This window comes from Streptococcus marmotae, from assembly GCF_001623565.1.
In the GTDB taxonomy this organism is placed as follows: Bacteria; Bacillota; Bacilli; order Lactobacillales; family Streptococcaceae; genus Streptococcus; species Streptococcus marmotae.
In genome coordinates this window covers 2,248,076-2,267,451 of sequence record NZ_CP015196.1, presented here as the reverse complement: position 1 = coordinate 2,267,451, position 19,376 = coordinate 2,248,076, and the positions used below count along the sequence as shown (strand labels likewise).

The following is a 19,376-nucleotide window of genomic DNA, read 5'->3' as shown; positions in this document are numbered from 1 at the left end:
TCGTATCATGAAGGCACCCTAATTTTTTGTTGGGGAAATAAAAAAGCAGAAAGGAAGTCTGTGATGTCATCTGAACAACAGGAGAGGCAAGCAGTACAGTATGTGGAGCGAAGTAGCCTATTTACGGTCAGAACTCTTTTAAAGCTCCTAGAGTGGTCGGCAAGACACGCCCTAGCTCAGGATTCTGCCTACAAGATTGGGGTTCAAAAACTAGAAGAACTCCTTCTAAGTCCCTATGCCATTGAATCCCTCCATATCTCAAAAGACATCTTAGATAAGCCAGTTGACAGTGAAAAATTCAAGGAACTGATGGAGTCGGAACAGCTCCCGATTGCGATTAGTTGGCAGGGAGATTATCTTCATTTTTACGCTAAGGATAAATCTTTACTTGATGCGCACTTGGATGAGTTGCTTAAAAAGTTGGTCTCTCATCCAGAAAAGCTAGAAGGTTTGACAGTTGATCAGACCTTAGATGAGGAAATCGAAAAAGCGAAAGAACAAATTCTTCTGACTGAGCCTCGTGCTGTAAGAAGTAAGGAGGTTAGTCTCTAATGTACTCAGGTAAAAAAGCGATTGTTTTTGGAATGTTAGGTCTAGCCTTTGGTTATTTCTGTCATCGCTTGGCCTTGCTTTATGATAGTCTCCCCAATCAGCCACCCTTGGAACGTTTAGCCTATCTGTTAGGTGAAGGTCAAAATGAGGTGTTTCATCCCTTATGGAAGTTGGATTTTACGACAAACTCTTTTTTAGCCTTTCTCTTTGGCTGTTTAGTCATGGGGTTAGTCTATCTCTATGTCTCAACTGGTCAAAAGGTGTACCGAGAAGGGGTTGAGTATGGGTCAGCTCGTTTTGGGACTACGAAGGAAAGACAATCCTTTTTTAGTAAAAATCCTTTGAACGATACTATCTTGGCGCAAGACGTTCGTTTAACCTTATTGGAAAAGAAGCAACCACAGTTTGACCGCAATAAAAATCTGGTGGTCATTGGTGGCTCAGGTGCAGGAAAGACCTTCCGATTTGTCAAACCCAATCTCATTCAGCTCAACTGTTCCAATATTGTCGTTGACCCCAAGGACCACTTGGCTGAAAAGACAGGAAGACTCTTTTTAGAAAATGGCTATCAGGTCAAGATTTTAGATTTGGTGAATCTGACCAACTCAGACGGTTTTAATCCCTTTCGTTATGTGGAGACAGAAAATGATTTGAATCGTATGCTTACGGTCTATTTCAATAACACGAAAGGAAATGGAAGCCGCAGTGATCCCTTTTGGGATGAGGCTTCCATGACCTTGGTGAGAGCTATTGCTTCTTACCTAGTAGATTTTTACAATCCTCCAGGGTCTACCAAAGAAGAAGCAGAAAATCGCCGCAATCGTGGTCGTTACCCAACCTTTTCAGAAATTGGAAAACTCATCAAACTGCTAGCTAAAGGAGACAATCAAGACAAGAGTGTTCTTGAAGTCCTATTTGAAAACTATGCCAAGAAATATGGAACAGAGAATTTTACCATGCGAAATTGGGCAGACTTTCAAAACTATAAGGATAAGACCTTGGATTCGGTGATTGCGGTGACAACTGCCAAATTTTCCCTCTTTAACATTCAGTCGGTCATTGACCTCACCAAGCGTGACACTCTCGACTTAAAGACATGGGGAACCAAGAAGACCATGGTCTATCTGGTCATTCCAGATAATGATACGACCTTTCGCTTTTTGTCTGCCCTCTTTTTCTCAACCGTCTTTTCAACCCTTGTTCTACATCCTATGACATGGGTGGTTTCGGGCTTACTTCTCTTCTTTCTTTTGATGATGAGTTTTGTCATGAGTGTGTTAGGAACCAGCCTCATCCAGCAAGATGAGTTTGAACTCACGAAGAGCTATACTCATATGAGCTGGGAAGATGCGGAACATTCTAGAACCAATGGACAGGGCATTACCTACTACACCAAGATAGACGATGTTATGGCCTTTATGAACCTCAAGTACCAAGACTATCGTTTAGAAGAGAAAATGGAAAAGAGGAACCAGACCTATCAAGACTATCTTAGTCAGTTATGGCAGGACCTAAATGGTGGTTCTTCCATTAAGGCTATGTCGGATTTAACCAGTGAACCAGCTTACAAACTCTCTGAAGAGGAACGAGAAGAGCTAAAGGAATTGACAGAAGAAGGGACTTACCAAGCCCTACAGGAGTTAGATAACCCGTTTCAAGGGCAGAGCGAAGAAGACGCGCTTACCATGACCGTTCGGTATGGCTATGAGGTGGTTGATGAAAAACCAATGTTACACCATCACATTCTCTTAGAATCAAAAGAGGACCAGGTTATCGTGGCTCCTATGGACGGTAAGGTGTCGCTAGATGGGGAGGATGTGATTCTCACAGCTGGAAAAGGGAAAAACAAAACCAAACTCACCCTCTATAACATTGCGACTGGTCGAGTAACAGAAGGACAGCAAGTTCTAGCAGGTGACGTGATTGGTCAAACACAGGACGGGACAGGTCTTAAAGTCACTTATCAAAAGGTTGATGATGATACCGACCAGTTGGTTTATGTCAATCCTGCCTTCTACTTTCCCAAAGTCATTCAGCTCCAGACGACCATTCTACCTGCCATTGGTCAATTTGGTGGCGATGAATTTGCGAGAGCTAAAGCTATTTATGAGTATTTAAAAAGCAAGGGAGCGACCAATCAGGCCATCGCAGCTATTTTAGGCAATTGGTCAGTAGAATCCTCTATCAATCCTAAACGAGCTGAAGGTGACTATTTGTCTCCTCCTATTGGGGCAACAGACAGCTCTTGGGAGGATGAAGGGTGGTTGTCGATTAGTGGACCAGCTATCTATAATGGTCGTTATCCCAACATTTTAAGACGTGGCTTAGGCTTGGGTCAGTGGACGGACACGCTTGATGGTTCACGCAGACACACGCTTCTCTTAGAATATGCGAAACAGAAAAAACAGAAGTGGTATGATTTAGGCTTACAGTTGGATTTTATGTTGCATGGGGACAATCCCTACTATACCAACTGGCTAAAGGACTTTTTCCACCAGACAGGGAGTCCAGCGAGTCTCGCTCAGCTCTTTCTCATTTATTGGGAAGGAAATAGTGGTGATAAACTCTTAGAGCGTCAGACGAGAGCAACGGAGTGGTATTTTCAAATTGAAAAGGGCTTTAGCCAACCTAATGGTGGAACCGCTCAAAGTGATCCAAAAGCCTTGGAAGCTGTTCGAGGAGACCTTTATGACAATTCTATCCCAGGAGGAGGAGATGGCATGGGCTATGCCTATGGTCAGTGTACCTGGGGTGTGGCAGCCCGTATCAACCAGTTAGGACTAAAACTCAAGGGGAGAAATGGAGAGAAGATTCCCATTATCAATACCATGGGGAACGGTCAAGATTGGGTGGGAACAGCCGCAAGCCTTGGTGGAGAAACAGGTACAACACCAAAGGCAGGCGCAATTATCTCCTTTGCGGGTGGAAGTCATGGTTCTGCAGCAGAATACGGGCATGTGGGATTTGTGGAGAAGGTTTATCCCGATGGATCATTCCTCATCTCAGAGACCAACTATAATAATAATCCCAACTATACTTTCCGTAAGTTATCAGGAGTGGATAGTACGATTAGCTTTGCTTATACAATAAAATAGTAAAAAGGATATGCTAACAAAATAAAAAAATATTAGCATATCCTTTTTTGATAGTAATTAGATAAATCAAAATATAACCGAAAGACTGTCATTTAGGAGTTAACCATTACTTGTAGAAGTTAGGGTACTTACTAAACTGATAATCTCATTGAGGATATCTGAAAAGGAAATACCTTTTGTATAATTATATTTTTTTGAATAGTTTTGCCATTGTTGCTCTTGAATAGGGTCAGATTTGAATGTTTCTAAAAGTTGAATGATGTTATTAAAGTCGAGTTCGGTTTCACGATAGGAAAAGGTTCTTTGACAAGCAATTTTTAATTGTGAAAAGTCAATGTCATTTTTCTTTAACTTAGAAAGGATATAGACATCGTAAAAATCTTTACTGCGACTGTTCAAGAAATTTCTTGAGTAAATGGTTTGTAATTTTTCAGCTAAAATAGTTTCAATCGTATAAGCAATGATGGGGAAATTTTCATCATCAAAAATAGCTTTATAGTTGTAAGTAACGGGCTGTGGCGTTACAACATCTCCAGTCGCAATATCTAAATGGATAATTTGTTTAATGTTTTCCAGTTGACATAAAATGGTTGCTCGGTAACCACCGTAATCATCGCTTTCTTTAATCGTTGTAATGGATTGAATTGAAAATTGAATATCATCTTTCGAATCGGTTAAAATTTCTTCAAGTTGTTGTTGAACATTTTCTTCTGATAGAGTTTGTTTATGAAACAAAAAGTCAATATCCACCGTACTACGAGATTCAACTCCTATGACATTTGAAAGTAAAAATCCACCCTTAAAAATATAGTAATTCGAATAAGAACTTTGACTTAGCTTTTTCAAAATGATTTCAAGAAAGTAGTAGGTCATTACTGAATTAAAAGTTAGGCCTGTTTGTTTAGAAATTTTATGGCAGAGTGCTGTTAATTTTGCTTTATTCATAGGAGTACCTCCAAGGTTCGTTTAACTTCATCTAAGATATTTAGTTTTTGGGCATATTCATAGAGTTTTGTGAGATTTTTTTTAGGGAAGTTGCTATAAGTTTGAAGTGTTTTGACAAAGAGCTCAGTATCAATGTTATCTCGGTTGAGGATAAAATCACATAGAATACGTTCAAAATCATAAACATTAACGGTATTTCCCATAGGGGTTTTTACACTGGTAACTCCAAGGGTGACAATGTCTTTAGAAACAGTATGGACATTTAGATTTAACGGAGTATTTCTAAAACGGTAGTCCTTTGGAACTGTTACTTCAAAATATTGAGGAATTTCATCTGTAAGTCCTTGTAGATAAAGAGCAGAGATATGAGAAAAAACAGTTCTGGGATAGCGATACTGAAAGAAATAGTATTCATCATAATTTCCGCTAGAGGACAGATAGATACCTTTTTCGACCCTAAAGATAACTCCTTCATCTTCTAGTCTTGTCAGATATATGGTTGGAATACCCATTTTTTTACAATCTCTATAGGTAATTATGCCATTGTGATTGTCTAAGTAGTTAAGTAACAGTTCTTTTTTTGACATGTTTTCCCTCTCTTTGTTGCTTTTGTACCGTAATTTTAACATTTTAACGGTACAAAAGCAACATCTTTTAGATATTATAAAATACAGTTTATTATTCTCTTACTTGATGTGATACTAAAATCAAGCCTTCTTTTTTATGATGGGATAAGAGTGACAAGTTGTTACTACACATCAAAAGAAAAGAAGGTTTTCTATGACAAAACAAATCCATCATCACTTTTTAGTCAATCAGGAAAAAGCAGAAAAGCATGTCTTCCGTAAAAGCAAGAAGTATCGTACGCTCTGTTCAGTTGCTCTTGGGACAGTGGTTACAGCTGTGGTTGCTTGGGGAGGCTCTGTCGCACAAGCTGACGAAGTGGTAACACCTTCGCCAGATAAGACCGTTCAGTTGACAGAAAATCCTGCCACCAATTTACCAGAAGCGCAACCAACACCAGTTGCTGAGCAGTCAGATAGCTTAGCTTCAACTGGTCAGTCAAGTGGAGCTATCACGGTTACGGTTCCTCATGATAGGGTGACGGAAGCTGTAAACAAAGCAAAAACAGAAGGGGTCAAAACTGTTCAAGACCAACCAATGGATTTGGGAAATACCACAAGGGCTCATGAAACAGCCCAACAATTGAATCAGGCAGAGGCAGATGCGGCAAAGCAGGCTGAAAACATTGCTAAGGTCACAGAAACCTACAAATCAGATAAAGCCACTTATGAGCAGGATAAAGCCCGTATCGAAAAAGGAAATGCTGAATTGGAGGCTGGTTATAAAGAAGCTACGCAAGTAGGCGATCGCTTCAATCAGTCTGTTGATACTACCGTTTCAGAATTGAAAGCACAGTTCTCAGACGCTAATGTGACGGTTCATACCGAGGAGGTTTCGTCAGGAGATGGGACAACTGTTTCAGGATATGAAGACTATACAGCCACTGTCGCCACAATTGATAAGGCCAATAAGAATCATCTTGCGGACTATCTGACCAAGAAACAAGTCGCAGATGCTATTGTCGCAAAGAATCTTGCCATTCAAAAGGAAAATGAAGCAGGACTAGCGAAGGCGAAAACTGAAAATGAAGCCATTGACAAACGAAATAAAGCAGGTCAACAGGCTATTGATGATGAAAATAAGGCAGGTCAAGCCGCAGTTGACAAGGTAAACAAAGACAAAGAGAAACTAGTCACAGACCGTGCCGATGAGATTGCCTCAATCACCAAGCGCAATCAAGAAAAAGAAGAAACTGCTAAGAAAGAAAATGCAGCTATTGATGCCTATAATGCCAAAGAAAAGGAGCGTTATCAACGTGACGTGGCAGCTATTTCAAAAGGAGAAGAAGGCTATATTTCAGAAGCTTTGGTTCAAGCCCTCAACTTGAACAATGGCGAGCCCCAAGCCAAACATAGTGCAGGGACTCGTAACCCTGACCGTATTATCGCAAAGGGTGACGCCATGCTTGGTGGGTACTCGAAGATTCTTGATTCGACAGGTTTCTTTGTATATGACCATTTTCAGACTGGGGAAACCTATCTTTTACCTATCAGAATTTACAGAATGCGAGCTTTGACGGCAGAAAAATCACCAAGGTTGCCTATGAGATTACGAATACTATCTCCCCAACTGGCACAAATGCGGTCAAGTTGGTTGTGCCAAATGATCCAACAGAAGGCTTTATTGCTTACCGCAATGATGGGACAGGCAATTGGCGGACCGATAAAATGGAGTTCCGTGTCAAAGCCAAATATTTCTTAGAAGATGGTAGCCAAGTCACCTTCACAAACGAAAAACCAGGTGTCTTTACCCATTCATCGCTGAATCACAATAATATCGGTCTTGAGTATGTGAAGGATTCATCAGGGAAATTTGTGCCAATTCATGGGTCTAGTATTCAAGTGACCAATGAAGGATTAGCTCGTTCTTTGGGAGCTAATCGTGCCAGTGACTTGAATCTACCCGAAGAATGGGACACAACTTCTAGTCGGTATGCCTATAAGGGAGCGATTGTCTCAACGGTGACGTCAGGCAATACCTACACGGTAACCTTTGGGCAGGGAGACATGCCTACACAGGTGGGAGGAAAGACCTATTGGTTTGCCCTAAATACCCTACCAGTTGCACGAACAGTAACCCCTTATCGTCCCAAACCCCATGTCAAAGCAGAGCTAGAGCCTGTTCCAGAGCCGCTAACAGTTCAGCCTGAGACCTATGTTCCCAAAACCTTTACCCCAGAGCCTCATGTGACCTTTACGCCAAAAACGTTGGACAAGGTGACACAGCCTAGCTTAACACTCACTAAGGTAACCGAACCTACACGACCAAAACCAGAGCCGCTCCCAAAAGCACCACAAGTACCAATAGTTCATTATCACCCACGACAAACGCATGAAGAAAATATCGCTTTCAGATAAGAGTTTCATAATTTAAGATTGAATCCTCTGCTATACTAGAGATAGTGGAGGATTTTGTTATGAATGGGCTACTCGATTTTTTGATACATGTCCGTGATGACAGAGAACCATGGAAAATCAAGCACCTCTTATCAGATATTGTGCTACTTATTTTCTTTGCACGCCTATCAGGTGCAGAATATTGGGATGAAATTGAGGAGTTTGGGAAATGCCTACGAGTCTTCCTTGCGAACTGTGTTGGAGTTAGAAAATGGGATTCCGTCTCATGATACTCTCCAATGTGTCTTTGCGACCCTAAATCCCCAAGTTCTAGTAGAAGTAACACAGATGTAGTCTGCTCTCCTTGAAGAAGCAGAACTATCAGCTACGAGTTTTACTCGATTTTCGAAACGCCTGATAGCGATTGACGGAAAGATGATTCGAGGGAATGCCAGCCCAAGGCAGAAAGCCTTGCATATTGTCTCAGCTTATGCGACAGACTTAGGAATTTCCTATGGTCAAGTAGCGACAGATGAAAAGTCTAATGAAATCACAGCGATACCAGAGTTATTGGACATGATTTCAGTGAAGGGCTGTATGATAAGCCTTGATGCCATGGGAACCCAGAAGGCTATTGCGGATAAGATTATCAAGAAGAAGGCAGACTACTGTTTGGCAGTAAAAGATAATCAGAGGAGCCTTCTAGCAGATATTCGGCCCTTTTTCGAGGTAGATACTGAGCGAGATGATAGCTATGAGACGCTTGAGAAAGCGCATGGTCAAATTGAGTTGAGACAGTATGAGGTCATCAACGATACTCGTTGGCTCCGGAAATCCCATCCAGAATGGGGTCATATTCAGAGTATAGGACGAGCTCATATTCATATAGTGAAGAATGGTCAAGAGAGTGAAGAAACCCGCTACTTTATCTTGAGTAGTCAGGTTAGCGCCAAGGAATTGTGCGACTATGTACGCGGTCATTGGCAGATAGAGAGCCTGCATTGGCTGTTAGATGTTGTTTTTCGAGAAGATGCAAATAAAACATTGAACAAGCAATTAGCATTTAATTTGAATGTAATGGACAAATTCTGTCTCGCTGTCCTAAAACGGCTGGATTTTGGAAAGAAAATGAGCATGCGACGCAAGAAATATGCCCTTAGTCTATCCTTTGACCAGTATTTGAAACGACTACTTTAAATCGAAAAAGTGTTTGAGGGGGAAAAAGGGAGAAGAACGTTTCATGCGTTTGGCGTGAAGATTATCTTGTTTCTCTATGCTCTTTATCAAAATATGGTATAATGAAAAGGACAGACAAAAAGGAGTCGCTATGCAACAATTACAGAAAAAATTAGCTGTGGACTTTGGAATTGATTTTTCCGATGTAAGCTTGCTGGAAACAGCTTTTACCCACACATCCTATGCCAATGAACACCGCCTTCTAAAAATTTCACATAATGAGCGTTTGGAATTTTTAGGAGACGCTGTTCTGCAATTGATTATTTCCCGTTATTTGTATCAGACCTATCCTCAATTTCCAGAAGGTGAGATGTCAAAAATGCGCTCAACCTTCGTTCGAGAGGAGAGTTTGGCAGGTTTTGCACGTGCTTGTGGATTTGATCGTTTCCTTCGTTTGGGAAAAGGGGAAGAAAAATCAGGTGGGCGCAATCGAGATACTATTTTAGGCGATTTATTTGAGGCCTTTTTAGGAGCCCTTTTGCTAGATAAGGGAATTGAAACCGTGGAGGACTTTCTCTATCAGGTGATGATTCCTCAGTTAGAAGTTGGAAATTTTGAACGGGTAACTGATTATAAAACAGCCTTACAAGAAATGTTGCAGGTGAATGGAGAGATTGCTATTCGCTATCAGGTCATTTCTGAATCAGGGCCGGCACATGATAAAACCTTTGAAGTAGAAGTGTTGGTGAATGATCAAGCCTTGGGCAGAGGTCAGGGACGCTCTAAAAAGCAAGCAGAACAAGCTGCAGCGAAAAATGCGGTAGAGGCAGGGAACTAAGAATGTATCTTAAGTCAATTGAAATGCAAGGCTTCAAGTCCTTTGCAGATAAAACAAAGGTTGTCTTTGACCGAGGAGTAACAGCAGTCGTTGGTCCAAATGGGTCAGGTAAATCCAATATTACAGAAAGTCTTCGTTGGGCCTTGGGTGAATCATCAGCCAAAAGTCTCCGTGGAGGCAAAATGCCAGACGTGATTTTTGCTGGAACAGAAAGTCGAAAAGCTCTCAATTATGCTTCTGTCATTGTCACCTTGGATAATAGTAGCGGTTTTATCGCAGGTCGGGAAAAAGAAATCAAGGTAGAACGCCACATTTACCGTTCAGGCGATAGTGAGTATTTGATTGACGGTCAGAAGGTTCGTTTACGAGATATTCATGATTTGTTTATGGATACGGGTCTTGGACGAGATTCGTTTTCCATTATTTCTCAAGGTCGTGTAGAGGCTATTTTCAATTCCAAACCAGAAGAGCGTAGAGCTATCTTTGAAGAAGCGGCTGGTGTTCTCAAATACAAGACACGCAAAAAAGAAACAGAGACCAAACTGTCACAGGCTCAGGATAATTTAGACCGTTTGGAAGATATTATCTATGAATTAGACACGCAAGTGAAGCCCTTAGAAAAACAGGCTCAGGTTGCAAAGAAATTCTTGGGGTTGGATGAAGAGCGTAAGAAGCTGTATCTGAATGTTTTGGTGGCTCAAATTGCAAAAGGGAGGTCTTTACTTGACCAGAAAGAGGCTGATTTGACTCAAGTCAAGGCTGATTTGACCCATTATTATGCACAAAGAGATAGCCTTGAGATAGAAAATCAAGGCTTGAAGCAGCAAAGACAGCAGTTAACTGCGCAGCTAGAACGTGAACAAGCCGTATTGCTTGATGTTACCAAGTTAATCAGCGATTTAGAGCAAAAGATTACGGTTCACCAACTGGAGTCGAGCCAGAATGAAACCAGTCGCCAAGAAGCACAAGCTAGATTACAGGATGTAGAAGAAAAAGCTATTAAAACAAATGAAAAACTGGCGGAAAAGGCAAGTCGTTTAGTGCAATTGAAGGAAGAATTGACCCAGATTAAACAGATAATTGCCGAAAAAGAGCAGGACTTATCCAACTTTTCTGAAGATCCAGACCAAGTATTGGATCGTCTTAGAGAGCGCTATGTTGGCTTGCTACAAGATGAAGCAGAATTATCGAATGCACTAGCGAAAGTAGAGCAAGACCTTGCCAACCAACAACGACTTTCTAAAAGTCAATCGGAAGAAATGACTCGCCTGTTGACGGAAAAGGAAACACACCAGTCTGACTTATCCCAATTGGAGATTCAGCTACGAGAAGCTGAGATACGGCTAAAAGAACTGTTAGCAGATTATCAGCAGAAACAAACAGAATTAGTTGCCTTAGATCAGGAGTATCAAGCAGGTCAATCGCAGTTGTTTGATGTGTTAGATCAAGTAAAAATAAAGAAGGCGCGACAAGCTAGTTTAGAAGCGATTTTGCAAAATCACTCGAATTTCTATGCGGGTGTCAAAGCTGTCTTGCAACAAGCCGATAGAATCGGTGGCATTATTGGAGCAGTTAGTGCCAATGTCACCTTTGAGATGCAGTATCAGACAGCACTTGACATTGCTCTTGGTGGTGCTAGCCAGCATATTATTGTCGAAGACGAAGCAACTGCCAAAGCAGCAATTGCCTTCTTAAAACAAGGCCGTCAAGGACGCGCAACCTTTTTACCACTGACGACCATTAAACCACGTCAGTTAGCAAGTCATCTCGTTAGTCAATTACAATCTTCTAAAGGATTTTTAGGTTTAGCTAGTGATTTAGTATCCTATGCTGAAGGCTTAAGGGTTATTTTTCAAAATTTACTAGGCACGATTGCGGTTTTTGATACAGTCGAGCATGCCAATCAGGCCGCGAGGGCAACCAAATTCCAAGTTCGTCTGGTAACCTTAGACGGCACCGAAATTCGCCCTGGTGGAGCTTTTGCAGGGGGAAGTAACCGTACCAATAATACAACTTTTGTCAAACCAGAGTTGGATGCCTTGGCAGAAGAAATCAGACTCTTACATCAAACCCTAGTAGAGCAAGAAAAGCAAGTTGCGGCTAAAAAAGAAGCAGCGGAAGCGATTCGCCTTTCCTTAGAAGAAATCAAGGAAGCTGGTGAGGAAGCACGATTGGTGGAGCAGCGAGTTCGCCTTTCCTATGAACAGCTAGCAGAGAAGGTAGCGGAATTGGATGCCCTCTATGAGCTCCAATCAGGGCAGACTAGTCAGACTGTATTGTCTGATTTAGAGGACTTGTTGGCTCAGTATCAAGTACAATTGTCCGAGTTTGCCGAAAAGAAAACGACATTGTCAGGGCAGATTGAGGAGATGAAGACCAATCGCTATGCTATCCAAGAGCAAATACAGACTTTACAGGATAGCCTGTCTAGCCTCAAAGTCACTCAAAGTCAGTTGGCTAGTGAGGTAGGCTTTGTTCAGTCAGAGCAAACTCGCTTGCAGGAAGAACAGGCTAATTTTGCGCATGAAATAGAGATATTACAGGCGGTTATTGACCAAAAAATTGAGGCACAGGACGATACCAGCTTAGAGGTATTAACAGAGCAATTATCTGCTGCAAAAGCAAAACAAGATGAGACCAATCAGCTGCTTGTTCGGATGAAGCTCGAATTAGAGGATATCGAAGGTCAGTTTGACGATATCGCTATACGTTTGGAGCAGATGCGTTTGAAAAATGACGAATTTATTCGCAAGCAAGCTAAATTGGAGGCAGACCATGAGCAAGAAGCTAGCCGCTTAAAACTCTTGTTGGTCAATCTGACAGAGCATTATAAAATGAGTTTTGATGAAGCGATCCAAAAAGCAGATTCAGTGGAAAACTTGACTCAGGCTGAGCAGACCTTAAAAGAATTGGAGCGAGCGATTCGTAGCCTAGGGCCTGTGAATATCGAAGCTATTGAACAGTACGAAGAAGTGGGGCAACGCTTGCATTTCTTAAAAGAACAGCGAGAGGACATTCTTTCAGCTCGTGATCTCTTATTGGACACCATTCATGAAATGGATACAGAGGTGACAGCACGCTTTAAGCAGACCTTTGAAGCCATTCGTGATAGTTTCAAGCGAACCTTTCAGCAAATGTTTGGTGGTGGATCAGCAGACCTCATTCTGACCAGTTCAGATATTTTGACAGCAGGTGTGGAGATTTCTGTTCAACCGCCAGGAAAGAAAATTCAATCCCTAAACTTGATGTCTGGTGGGGAAAAAGCCTTATCAGCCCTAGCCTTGTTATTTTCGATTATTCGAGTCAAAACCATTCCATTTGTCATTTTGGATGAAGTGGAGGCAGCGCTTGATGAAGCCAATGTGAAACGTTTTGGTGATTACCTCAACCGCTTTGATCAATCGAGTCAGTTTATCGTGGTGACACACCGGAAAGGGACAATGGCAGCAGCAGATGCTATGTATGGAGTGACCATGCAAGAATCTGGCGTATCAAAGATTGTGTCAGTTAAATTGAAAGATTTAGAAAGTATGTAGTATGACTATAAAATTAGTCGCAACAGAAGTCAGAATAAGGAACTTGATACAATAGAATACGGCTCTTTGTCAACTGTAGTGGGTAGATGTCAGCTACCATCTAGAGAGGACCAGCTTGGTCTTCTCTTTCTTTATGTTTAAGGCAATCAAAATCCGCTTTTTGAAGTTTTCAAAGTTCCGAAATCCAAAGGCATTACGCTTGATGACTTTGGTAAGTTTGTTAAATGAATAGTAGTAGATGGGACGTTATCACGTTCGAAGGATAGATATATATAAATTTTCCTTGTTGTAATTGACAGAGATTGAGTGAAATGATAAATTATAGGAGTAAAAAAATGAAAGAAAATTATGTTGAAATTGATAGCTTGCATTATGAAATTGACAATCAAGAATTATCAGGTAATTCTGCATCTAGCCTCAGAACTGCGATTCGAATGACTAATCAAGATCGTTGTGGGAGGGCTGTCTTATGCAGATGTCCGCTGTGGATAGAATGAACAAGATTTAGAGGGTAAGATGGAAGGAATTATTGGAACACTTGAGTTTTATGCTCCTGCATTGATTCTAGGAGCAGCCATTATTGGTGTTGTTTACGTTATGAAAAAACGAAAAGAACGAAAATGATAGATATTTAAAAGGGAGTGTGACTCAATCGTGATTTCGTAGAAATCGATTTTCCTCACTCCCTTATTTCTTGGAAATAGGGCTAGCGAAGAACTGTTCGCTAGCCTTTTCTACTAGAATGTTGATTTATCGACATTTTACAAATCAGACAATTACTGTATCAAACTGTTAAAGCTATAAAAGAAGCGAGGCTGGAAACTCTTTATACGTAATCTTCCGGATTACATTCTTTTGTGGGTGAGTGCGACATGCTCATCCTGGTTTGTTTCAGCCTCTTTTACGTCTCTTTAGAGAGTTTATGCACGAATTACTCATGCTCTCAAAGATAGGATTGATTATAATAGTCTTATAAAATAGAAATGGAGGAATACTTATGTCACAAATGGAAGGAATTATTGGATCACTTGAGTTTTATGCTCCGGTATTGATTCTAGGAGCATCTATCATTGGTATCGTTTATGTTATGAAAAAACGAAAAGAACGGAAATAATAGAGATTCAAAAAGCCATACTAGTTTATGGCTTTTTAACTTGTTTTTTCTTTAGAGGTACTATGCACGAATTACTCATGATATTAAAAATCAGATTGATTATAATAGTCTTGTAAAATAGAAACGGAGGAATACTTATGTCACAATTAGTTGTAAAAAACTTAAATAAAGAGTTTGGTGAGGGAGATAGTCTAGTTCATGCTTTATCGGATGTTAATCTCTCTGTAAAGACAGGAGAGTTTCTTGCTATCATGGGAGCAAGCGGCAGTGGAAAAACAACTTTGTTAAACTGTGTTTCAACAATTGATAAGCCGACATCAGGCGATATTTCCTTTGAGGGGTTTGATATCATCAATGCGACAGATAATCAATTGGCAAACTATCGTTCACAAAATATTTCCTATATCTTTCAATCTTATAATTTAGTTGAGACTTTAACAGTTTATGAGAATATTGTCTTACCATTACAAATTCAAGGAAAAAAAGTTTCGGATTGTCATGTAAAAATAGAAAATATCCTAGAAAAATTATCAATAGGTCAATTACGAAATAAATTTCCCAATCAATTATCAGGAGGACAAAGACAGCGTGTTGCAACTGCACGTGCTCTAATTGATGAATCGAAACTTCTGATTGCAGATGAACCAACTGGTGCTTTAGATTCGGCTAACTCAGAAAATTTAATGGCTCTCCTGCAAGATATTAATCAAATTTTTGGTATTACGATTTTAATGGTGACACACGATCCAGCAGCAGCTAAGTATTCATCACGTATTATTCTATTAAAGGATGGGCAAGTTACAGCAGATATGTATCGCCACTCTTTATCAAATGAAGAATATTTACAAGAGATTTATAAACATACACGATAGGGAGAAGTAAGATGTATCCAAAATTAATTCTTAGAAATGTACAAAGAAATTTACAGACATACACAGTTTACTTTCTTAGTTTGACGTTAATTTATAGTCTACTCTATGCATTTAATGCTTTGCCAAGTCATCCTGTCATGCAAAGTTTATCAGGTGCTAAGGAGATGATGACAACCATTATGACACAATATATGGGCCTATTATCTTATGTTATATTGAGTACAATTGCTTTTTTAGTTGTTTACTCAACTGGTTTCGTATTAGGCCGAAGAAAACAAGAGCTGGGGTTATACGCAACATTGGGGATGAAAAAACGTCATATTGTAGGAACTCTTTTCTGTGAGACGATGGTTGTTAATCTGTTTGCTTTGCTTGCCGGATTTATCTTAGGACTAGGAGTGCTGATCATTCTAGCACATATTGCATCTAATTTTTTTATGGGGAATTATTTTGGTAATATGTTTTTCATAGACATGAAATCAGTGAATTTATTAGGAATATCCTATTTAGCAACAAGTGGAATCATTGGTGTAATGGATATATTTACCTTTAGAAAGCAAGCTATTATTTCTCTTATTCAAGAAAATGGTGTCAAAAGTTCTATTTTTTCAAAAGGAGAAACAAAGTGGCAAGCGGTACTATTTATCTTATCGGCACTAGTTATTTGCTTTGGATGTGTCTATCTATCAGACTATACACATATTTCAATTCTTAGAAATTGGGGAATGTTGCTTATAACACTGTTTGTACTAGTTATATTTATTTTTTACAGTACATTAAGCTATTTTTTGATCCGCTTAACTTATTCATTGCCAAATTGGTATTTCAAGAAATATAATTCATTTAAACTCAGACAACTATCTAAACAGGCAGATCGTAATTCGGTGACCATATCGGTATTATCGCTTTCCTTGACATTAGCAACTAGCTTATTGATTTTTAGTGGTAGTGCCTACAGTTCATTGAGTAATGATTTAAATAAATTTATTCCTTATGATATTGATGTGCAGATGTTTAAGGGAGAAAAATACCATTATAACCATATAGATGTAAAGAATAAGTTAAAAGAAGATGGTTTTGACTTTTCAATTATTAATAAAGAATTTGAGTATCCAACTTATATAAGTGATTTGACTTATAAAGATATTATTGATACAAGCCATTTGTGGGATTTAGATAAAGGATTAGGAGATTCATTCGTTCCTATTGTCTCGCTTACTGATTACAATTCCTTATTAAGATTTCAGGGAAAAAAAGAAGTTGATTTGTCTGACAATGAATTTTTAATAAATGCAAACTATAAAGGTACTAGGAAGCAGATTAGTGAATTTCTCTCTAAAAATAATGAAGTTACTGTTTTAGGAATAACGTTAAAGTCAGCGTCTAAGACTCCTTTGGAAAATGTTTATTTCGTTACTACGGTAGAAAATAATGACCGAGGGACATTGATAGTTCCTGATAAAGTAGTGAAAAAATTAACGGTCAACAGCTTACACTATGTAGCCTTATATAAAAAAGGAATCGATAAACGAAAGGTTGAATCATTTTTAGAGAGCTGGATTGAGCAATACTATTTTACGAATCAAGAAGGAAATCAATCTGATTTTGTATATCAAACCAAAGTTCGATCAGCAGAACTGTACCTAGGATTTATGGGAGTCATTGTATTAGTTCTCATTTTTGTTGGGGTGATTTTTACAGTAATTACACTGAGCATTCTATCTTTACAGGCTTCGACAAATGCGTTGGAAAGTGTCAATGACTACAATATACTTTATTTATTAGGAAATCAAAGGAAGCAAAATAAAAAAATTATTTTTCAACAGATTCTCGCTTATTTTCTAGTTCCGATGCTAATAGCTATTCCATTGAGTTGGGCACTTAGTAATAGCTTACTAGGTTACTTTGAAAATTTTGCGAATACAACAGTTGTAATTGATGCAAAATATTTATTGTTTATGATTGGCTTATTTACGATTTATCTCTATTCAACCTATAAAATTTGTACAAAAGCTAGCAATCAGACCTAGTGAGTGAAACCAGAATGGGATATTAGCCATCCTTATTCTGGTTTTGTGATATAATGATAACAAAAAATCATAGTAGGAAATTTTAAATATGAAGACGTGGTTAAAGAATATTTCTGATAAATCGCTATTGTTATGGTGGATAACTTTAATAAATCATTTTATATTAATGATTTATATATACCTTCAAATTCCATTTGATTTTTCGTCAACTTTTACTCAAAAATTTGCAGTTGTTTTTATTATTTTGTTGATTATTTCTACTTACATTTGTAATTTCTTAAAGTTTAAATATAGTGAATTGAAGTTGTGGCTATTACTATCTCTATTTTTAATTAGTTGGCAATTGACTCTAAATTTGAATATTGAGCATACATTATTCCATTTTTTAGATCTATTTCATCCCATTAATTCTTTTCTATTAGTTTATAGTTCAGTATCTATTATTCTACTCGGTAAAAAAATAGGCGAGGAACTGTTTTTTGTCACGTTTATTGTCACGATTATCACAGAAATATCTTATTTTTTTAGTGAGCCCCTCTTTTTATTTTTATCTATATTTACATCATTTTTTATTTCTTGCTTACCTATTGTCCTGTTAATAATGTATAAAAAAGAGTTGAAATCTTCTTTAAATTATCAGAGGAAAAATTTGACCTTCCTTTCATTTTTTCTACCAGTTACTTATATTATTTTATATATTAATACGACTGATATTGGTATTTTAAATTTTTTATGGTATGTGGAAATTCTCTTTGTACTTGTTTCATTCCACTTGAAAACAATTTATAGAAGTTTTCAAAAAAAGATAGATGAGTTGAAACTATTATATATTGAGGCAAGTTTAAAAGTACTACTGGGAGTAGGCATCCTTTTACTTACTACATTTATTATTGCAAGACTAGAATTAAAACAAAGTTTTCTTTGTTTTAATTTAATTGTGCTGATAGTTGGATTTTTAACGGAAGAATTTATTAGATTATTTAGAGGTAAGCAGCTAACGGGTGCAAAAGATTATTTAGAAGTTTTATTTTTGAAACGAAATAAAATGGTGAAGAATTTATTAGCTAATGAAGATATAGAGCAACAATTTGCAGAATTTCTCCATAACGAAGTATTACAAAGTGTAATGGCGATAAAAAATTTTAATAAATATGGAGAAAATGAGCAGTTTAGAACTCAGATTGGCTATGTCTCAGATGAACTAGTTCAACGTATTCGAGAGAGAATGGATTATTATCAACCTATGAGCAGTGGTGATGAGAAGTTAACTAGAAAATATACATCATTAATTGATAGAATATTGAAGAGATATGAGACAACGAAAAAAGTTGAAACAGATTTTCAGTCTGATTTTTTTCTAATGGAACCGTATGATAAGATTCTTTACCGTTTTATTGAAGAGTTGGTGACGAATGCTGTTAAATATTCATCTGGCCATATTATTTTGTTATCTCTCTCTGTATCTGACGACATTATTTATTTATCTTGTAGAAATAATTATGATGTTTCAAGTAACCATCTTGGTTATGGGTTAAAGAATTTAGAAAATCGTATTAGTGTTTTAGGCGGAACAATAGAAATTCAGACAGTGAATGCTACGTTTATAGTAGAAATCCAATTACCAATAGATAAGGAGTTGTGCCATGAAAATTTTATTAATTGATGATCACAAGTTGTTTAGTCAGAGTTTAAAAATGATTTTAGAATTGTCGGAAACAATTAACTGTGTTGATTTAGTTGAAAATTTTCAATCAGTAGATGATATTGATTATAGTCGATACGATATCATTTTGATCGATATTAATTTGACCAGTATTTATGAAACAGATGGATTAGCCTTAGCTGAAGATATGATAAAAAAGGAACGTGAGATTAAAATCGTTATTTTAACAGGGTATAGCAAAAAAATATACGAATATCGAGCTAAAAAGATGGGGGCGTATGCTTTTATTGATAAAAGTATTGATCCAGATAAACTTCTTATTCAATTACAAGGTATATATAGTGGAAAAAAGTATTTTTCGTCAGAAGAAATCGTGGATATCTTGTCTGCTCGAGAGATAGAAGTGTTAGAATCGGTCAGAAATGGTTTAACAATTGATGAGATTTGCGAAACCTTGTTTTTAAGCAAACGGACTGTTTCGAATCATTTGGCAAATATATTTTCAAAGCTGGGTGTTACTAATAGGCAGGAGGCAATCCATAAAGCAGAACTTTTAGGATATTTTTCTCCAGAGTAAGATTATCTATTGAGGCTG

11 protein-coding genes and 3 pseudogenes are annotated in these 19,376 nt (G+C 38.2%); 11 read left to right on the top strand and 3 right to left on the bottom strand.

The window, feature by feature from the left end:
- The first annotated feature begins 63 nt into the window (after positions 1-63).
- Together A4H00_RS11070 and A4H00_RS12260 are read left to right on the top strand one after the other, a co-directional pair.
- Entirely contained in the window at positions 64-552 is a 489-nt protein-coding gene (locus tag A4H00_RS11070; RefSeq protein WP_067091160.1) for a hypothetical protein, read from the top strand.
- Positions 552-3,647, top strand: a complete 3,096-nt coding sequence (locus tag A4H00_RS12260; RefSeq protein WP_082815647.1) for a phage tail tip lysozyme — start codon at positions 552-554, stop codon at positions 3,645-3,647. The genes A4H00_RS11070 and A4H00_RS12260 overlap by 1 nt, the downstream gene beginning before the upstream one ends.
- Positions 3,648-3,746: 99 nt before the next feature.
- Here the strand turns inward: A4H00_RS12260 and A4H00_RS11060 are convergent, their stop codons facing one another.
- Positions 3,747-4,592 carry a nucleotidyl transferase AbiEii/AbiGii toxin family protein gene (locus A4H00_RS11060; protein WP_067091156.1) on the bottom strand — a complete coding sequence of 282 codons (846 nt, stop codon included), beginning with the start codon at positions 4,590-4,592 and terminating at the stop codon, positions 3,747-3,749.
- Positions 4,589-5,179, bottom strand: coding sequence for a type IV toxin-antitoxin system AbiEi family antitoxin domain-containing protein (locus tag A4H00_RS11055; protein WP_067091151.1), 591 nt, complete (start codon positions 5,177-5,179; stop codon positions 4,589-4,591). Before A4H00_RS11055 ends, A4H00_RS11060 begins: the two co-directional genes overlap by 4 nt.
- A gap of 193 nt (positions 5,180-5,372) precedes the next feature.
- Between A4H00_RS11055 and A4H00_RS11050 the strand changes: the two are divergent.
- The 4 genes and pseudogenes from A4H00_RS11050 to smc form a co-directional block, all read left to right on the top strand.
- Positions 5,373-7,534: pseudogene (locus A4H00_RS11050) on the top strand (GbpC/Spa domain-containing protein); the annotation flags it as partial.
- Between the two features lie 98 nt (positions 7,535-7,632).
- Positions 7,633-8,749: pseudogene (locus tag A4H00_RS11045) on the top strand (ISAs1 family transposase).
- A gap of 130 nt (positions 8,750-8,879) precedes the next feature.
- Entirely contained in the window at positions 8,880-9,566 is a 687-nt protein-coding gene (gene rnc / locus A4H00_RS11040; RefSeq protein ID WP_067091146.1) for a ribonuclease III, read from the top strand.
- Positions 9,567-9,568: 2 nt separating this feature from the next.
- Positions 9,569-13,102: a chromosome segregation protein SMC gene (gene smc / locus A4H00_RS11035; RefSeq protein WP_067091143.1), complete on the top strand. Its 3,534-nt coding sequence runs from the start codon at positions 9,569-9,571 to the stop codon at positions 13,100-13,102.
- A 93-nt stretch (positions 13,103-13,195) separates the two neighbouring features.
- Here smc and A4H00_RS11940 read toward each other — a convergent pair.
- Positions 13,196-13,324 (bottom strand): annotated as a pseudogene (locus A4H00_RS11940) (transposase); the annotation flags it as partial.
- A 113-nt stretch (positions 13,325-13,437) separates the two neighbouring features.
- Between A4H00_RS11940 and A4H00_RS11715 the strand changes: the two are divergent.
- The 5 genes from A4H00_RS11715 (at position 13,438) to A4H00_RS11015 (ending at position 19,358) form a co-directional block, all read left to right on the top strand.
- The gene (locus tag A4H00_RS11715) at positions 13,438-13,599 is read left to right on the top strand and encodes a lantibiotic salivaricin M precursor (protein WP_099092178.1); all 162 of its coding nucleotides are present in this window, start codon (positions 13,438-13,440) and stop codon (positions 13,597-13,599) included.
- A 754-nt stretch (positions 13,600-14,353) separates the two neighbouring features.
- On the top strand, positions 14,354-15,088 hold the full coding sequence (locus A4H00_RS11030; protein ID WP_067091139.1) for an ABC transporter ATP-binding protein: 735 nt from the start codon (positions 14,354-14,356) through the stop codon (positions 15,086-15,088).
- An 11-nt stretch (positions 15,089-15,099) separates the two neighbouring features.
- Complete coding sequence (locus A4H00_RS11025) at positions 15,100-17,118, top strand: FtsX-like permease family protein (RefSeq protein ID WP_067091135.1); 2,019 nt, start codon at positions 15,100-15,102, stop codon at positions 17,116-17,118.
- A gap of 88 nt (positions 17,119-17,206) precedes the next feature.
- Positions 17,207-18,781 carry a sensor histidine kinase gene (locus A4H00_RS11020; RefSeq protein ID WP_067091131.1) on the top strand — a complete coding sequence of 525 codons (1,575 nt, stop codon included), beginning with the start codon at positions 17,207-17,209 and terminating at the stop codon, positions 18,779-18,781.
- Positions 18,762-19,358: a response regulator transcription factor gene (locus A4H00_RS11015; protein ID WP_067091127.1), complete on the top strand. Its 597-nt coding sequence runs from the start codon at positions 18,762-18,764 to the stop codon at positions 19,356-19,358. The genes A4H00_RS11020 and A4H00_RS11015 overlap by 20 nt, the downstream gene beginning before the upstream one ends.
- Positions 19,359-19,376 lie beyond the last annotated feature (18 nt).

Bases quoted from the DNA above. Each gene is read 5' to 3' on its own strand.
- A4H00_RS11070 (WP_067091160.1), top strand. From the start codon at position 64: ATGTCATCTGAACAACAGGAGAGGCAAGCAGTACAGTATGTGGAGCGA.
- A4H00_RS12260 (WP_082815647.1), top strand. From the start codon at position 552: ATGTACTCAGGTAAAAAAGCGATTGTTTTTGGAATGTTAGGTCTAGCC.
- A4H00_RS11060 (WP_067091156.1), bottom strand. From the start codon at position 4,592: ATGAATAAAGCAAAATTAACAGCACTCTGCCATAAAATTTCTAAACAA.
- A4H00_RS11055 (WP_067091151.1), bottom strand. From the start codon at position 5,179: ATGTCAAAAAAAGAACTGTTACTTAACTACTTAGACAATCACAATGGC.
- rnc (WP_067091146.1), top strand. From the start codon at position 8,880: ATGCAACAATTACAGAAAAAATTAGCTGTGGACTTTGGAATTGATTTT.
- smc (WP_067091143.1), top strand. From the start codon at position 9,569: ATGTATCTTAAGTCAATTGAAATGCAAGGCTTCAAGTCCTTTGCAGAT.
- A4H00_RS11715 (WP_099092178.1), top strand. From the start codon at position 13,438: ATGAAAGAAAATTATGTTGAAATTGATAGCTTGCATTATGAAATTGAC.
- A4H00_RS11030 (WP_067091139.1), top strand. From the start codon at position 14,354: ATGTCACAATTAGTTGTAAAAAACTTAAATAAAGAGTTTGGTGAGGGA.
- A4H00_RS11025 (WP_067091135.1), top strand. From the start codon at position 15,100: ATGTATCCAAAATTAATTCTTAGAAATGTACAAAGAAATTTACAGACA.
- A4H00_RS11020 (WP_067091131.1), top strand. From the start codon at position 17,207: ATGAAGACGTGGTTAAAGAATATTTCTGATAAATCGCTATTGTTATGG.
- A4H00_RS11015 (WP_067091127.1), top strand. From the start codon at position 18,762: ATGAAAATTTTATTAATTGATGATCACAAGTTGTTTAGTCAGAGTTTA.